The 4,059-nt window shown below is 75.0% G+C and carries 2 protein-coding genes; both read right to left on the reverse strand.

Annotated elements, in window-relative coordinates; translation table 11 throughout:
• Positions 1-240: 240 nt before the first annotated feature.
• Positions 241-2,910, reverse strand: coding sequence for a fumarate reductase/succinate dehydrogenase flavoprotein subunit (locus tag ACFWBW_RS41575; protein WP_385385074.1), 2,670 nt, complete (start codon positions 2,908-2,910; stop codon positions 241-243).
• A gap of 92 nt (positions 2,911-3,002) precedes the next feature.
• Positions 3,003-3,773: an ABC transporter ATP-binding protein gene (locus ACFWBW_RS41580; RefSeq protein ID WP_385385077.1), complete on the reverse strand. Its 771-nt coding sequence runs from the start codon at positions 3,771-3,773 to the stop codon at positions 3,003-3,005.
• Positions 3,774-4,059: the final 286 nt, after the last annotated feature.

The following is a 4,059-nucleotide window of genomic DNA, read 5'->3' on the forward strand; positions in this document are numbered from 1 at the left end:
GCGTTTGAGGACCGGGGTCTGGGGCGGAGCCCCAGGGGTCCGGGCGCAGCCCGGGGCTCCGCCTTCAGCCCGTCCGGCGTTTGAGGACCGGGTCAGGGCCGGCCCTGGGAACGGTGGAAGGGCGGGTAGGGGACTCCGCCCGCGCAGCGGCACGTGCGCAGCCGGGGCTGCGGGTGGGGCGGCGCCGCGCAGCGGTGCGTGCGGGGCCGCGTAGCGGGTGGGGGCCGGCCGGGGGTGGAGCTACAGGCGGGACGCGTACGCGCGGACGTCCGCGTCGGGGTCGGAGGCGGCCGTGGCCAGGGCTGCTGTGGCGGAGGGGTCGGGGCGGTGGGCGCGCAGGGAGAGGACCGCCGCCTTGCGGACGTCCGCGTTCGGGTCGGACAGGGCGAGGGAGAGGGGCGGCACCGCCAGGGCGGGAGGGGCCGAGGACAGGCCGGCGGCGGCCCCCGCGCGGACCTGCCACGCCGGGTCGGAGAGGGAGGCGACGGCCCGCGCCGTGTGGCCGCCGGTGGCGGCGACGGCCGCCAGCGCCGCCGCCCGGACCAGCGGGTCGGGGTCCGACAGGAGCGGGGTCAGCGCGGAGCCGGCCCGCAGGGTGCCCAGGGCCTTGGCCACGGCGACCCGGACCTCCCGGGAGGCGTCCCCGGCGGCGGGAGCCAGCGCGGTCACCGCGTCCACCGAGACCAGTGCCCGTACCGCCTGGATCCGGACGTCCACGTCGGCGTCCCGCAGGGACCGCTCGTACAGGCCGGGCTCCCCGAGCCGCAGGACCCGTAGGGCTTCGAGCGCCGCCGACCGTACCGCCGGATCCGCCACCGCGAGGCCCGCCCGCAGGGCCGTGCCCAGTGCGGGGTCGGGTGCGAGGACCTCCAGCAGTTCGCGCAGCGCGGCCGCCGCGGCCGCGCGGACCGCCGGGTCGGGGTCGGCCAGCCGCGCCCCGAGGGCGGGACCGGCGCCCTCCGGAACGGTTTCGCCGAGCACCGCGACCGCCGTGGCGCGGACCGCCGGGTCGGGGTCGTCGAGGTAGGGGAGGAGGGCGGGCAGGCCCGGGGTCTCCTCCGCGAGGGAGAGGAGCTCCAGGATCCGGGGTGAGCCGGGCCCGGACCCGGTGTCCCGGCCGGCCGGGGAGGGGGCCGCCGCCCGGCCTCCGGCCAGGGCCACGCCGACCAGTTCGACCTCGCCCAGGTGGCGGGAGGGCCCGCCCGTCGGGGTGAACTCCGCGACCGGCACCAGGTAGGGGTCGACCGGGCGCGCCGTGAACTCCATCGCCCCGGAAGGGGACTTGCGCAGGTCCAGGTGGTGCAGCCAGCCCGCGTCGTCGCGCTCGGGGTGGTCGAGGCGCTCGTGGTACAGCCCCCAGCGGGACTCCGTACGGGCGAGCGAGGCCCGCGCCGCCATCTCCGCGCAGTCCCGGATGAAGGAGACCTCCGCGCAGCGCATCAGCTCGTGCGGGGTCGTGGCGCCCATCTCGCCGATCTCCCTCTCCATCCGGGTGAAGGCCTCCACGGCGAGCGACAGTTTGGCGCCCGTCTTGGGCGGGGCCACGTAGTCGTTCACGAACCGGCGCAGCTTGTACTCGACCTGCGGCTGCGGCGGCCCGTCCGGGTGGCGCAGGGGGCGGTAGATCAGTTCGTGGGCGGCCGCGAGCTGGTCGGCGGGCAACGGCCCCTCGTGCGGCCGGTACTGGGCGGCGTCCGCCCCCGCCAGGTCGCCGAAGACGAAGGCGCCGATCATGTAGTTGTGCGGTACGGAGGCCAGGTCCCCGGCCGCGTAGAGCCGGGGCACGGTGGTGCGGGCGTGGTCGTCGACGCGTACGCCGGAGGCCGAGTGGCCGCCGCACAGGCCGATCTCCGAGATGTGCATCTCGATGTCGTGCGTGCGGTAGTCGTGGCCGCGGTTCGCGTGGAAGGTGCCGCGCGTCGGGCGCTCGGTGGTGTGCAGGATCGATTCGACGGCGGCGACGGTCTCCTCGGGGAGGTGGCTGAGCTTGAGGTACACCGGGCCCCGGTCGGAGGCGAGTTCGGCGGCGAACTCCGACATCATCTGCCCCGACCAGTAGTCGGAGTCGACGAACCGCTCGCCGTGCCGGTTGACCTGGTAGCCGCCGAAGGGGTTCGCGACGTACGCGCACGCCGGACCGTTGTAGTCCTTGATCAGCGGGTTGATCTGGAAGCACTCGATGCCGGTGAGTGCCGCGCCCGCGTGGTACGCCATCGCGTACCCGTCACCGGCGTTGGTGGGGTTCTCGTACGTCCCGTACAGGTACCCGGAGGCGGGCAGCCCGAGGCGTCCGCACGGTCCGGTCGCGAGGATGACGGCCCCGGCTCGCACGGTGACGAAGGCGCCGGTACGGGTGTTGAAGGCGGCCGCGCCGATCGCCCGGCCGTCCTCGGGGGAGGTCAGGACGCGGACCGGCATGACCCGGTTCTCGATCCGGATCAGCTCCCGCATCTCACGGCGGCGCAGCTGCCGGTACAGCACCTTCTTGACGTCCTTGCCCTCCGGCATGGGCAGCACGTACGAACCGGAGCGGTGGACCTGGCGGACGGCGTACTCGCCGTGCTCGTCCTTCTCGAACTTCACCCCGTACGACTCCAGTCGCCGCACCATGTCGAACCCGCGGGTCGCCGTCTGGCGGACCGTGGACTGGTCGACGATGCCGTCGTTGGCACGGGTGATCTCGGCGACGTAGTCGTCGGGCTCGGCGCGGCCCGGGATGACGGCGTTGTTGACCCCGTCCATGCCCATGGCGAGGGCGCCGGAATGGCGTACGTGCGCCTTCTCCAGGAGCAGCACCCGCGCGCCGGCCTCGGCAGCGGTCAGCGCCGCCATCGTGCCGGCGGTGCCGCCGCCGATGACGAGGACGTCGCAGGTCAGTTCCTCGGCGTCGGCGAGCGCGGGGAGGTCCATGAGGGGCCTTTCAGGAAGAAGGGAGTCGAGTGGCTCGGATCATGAGGCGGGTCGAGTCGTGGCGCCGGCCGGATCCCCGCCATCGCGGCCGATCACGTGGGGGCCTGACCTCGGCGCCCCGGCGAAGCCGGGTCGAGGATGTGGCGCCGGAGTGCGGAGCGGTCCGCCGTCCGCGAGCGGGGATGCGGTACGTCGATCAGCTCGCCGGTGGCGAGGAGTGCGACGCGGTCGCCGAGGTACAGGGCCTCGTCCACGTCATGGGTGACGAAGACGACGGTGGCGCCACTGCCGGCGAGGACGGCGACGAGCAGGTCCTGCATCTCGGCGCGGGTCTGGGCGTCGAGCGCGCCGAAGGGTTCGTCCATGAGGACGGCGCGGGGTGCGGCCGCGAGGGCGCGGGCCAGCTGGACGCGCTGGCGCTGGCCGCCGCTGAGCTGGTGCGGGTGCTTGTGGGCGTGGTCGGCGAGGCCCACCCGGTCCAGCCAGTCGCCGGCCGTGCGGCGGCGGTCCGCGCGCGGCGTTTTGCGGATGGCCAGAGGGAGTTCGACGTTGGCGCGGACCGTGCGCCAGGGGAGCAGGGCATCGTCCTGGAACACCAGGGCACGGTCGGCGTGCGGGCCCGTGACCGGGGCGCCGTCCTGGGTGACGGAGCCGGCGAGCGGGGGCAGGAGCCCGGCGAGGGTGCGGAGCAGGGTGGACTTGCCGCAGCCGGAGGGGCCGACGACGGTGAGGATCTCGCCCCCGCTGACGGCCAGGTCGACACCGTCGAGGACGGGTGCGGCGGTGGGGTGGCCCAGGCTGACGCCGGTGAGGTGGAGGGCGGCGCCGGCGGGTGGGGCGGGGGTGAGGGTGTCTGTGGACATGTGCCCTTCCTTTGGTTGCCGGGTTGGTTGGGGGCGGGGCCCCGGTCCTGGAGAGTCGGCGGTGCGGGTGGTCGGGCCCTGCGGGGCGGAGTCCCCGACCCGCCCTTCCACCGTTCCCAGGGCCGCCCCTGACCCGGTCCTCAAACGCCGGACGGGCTGAAAAGACCAACCACCGGACGGCTGAAAGGCGAGGGGCCCCGGGCTGCGCCCGGACCCCTGGGGCTCCGCCCCAGACCCCGGTCCTCAAACGCCGGACGGCTGAAAAGAACAACCCCGGCCGGGGACT

The organism is Streptomyces sp. NPDC059957, from assembly GCF_042730015.1.
In the GTDB taxonomy this organism is placed as follows: Bacteria; Actinomycetota; Actinomycetes; order Streptomycetales; family Streptomycetaceae; genus Streptomyces.

What these genes read in the sequence shown, in the direction of transcription:
- ACFWBW_RS41580 (WP_385385077.1), bottom strand. Translation starts at nt 3,773, where the DNA reads ATGTCCACAGACACCCTCACCCCCGCCCCACCCGCCGGCGCCGCCCTC.
- ACFWBW_RS41575 (WP_385385074.1), bottom strand. Translation starts at nt 2,910, where the DNA reads ATGGACCTCCCCGCGCTCGCCGACGCCGAGGAACTGACCTGCGACGTC.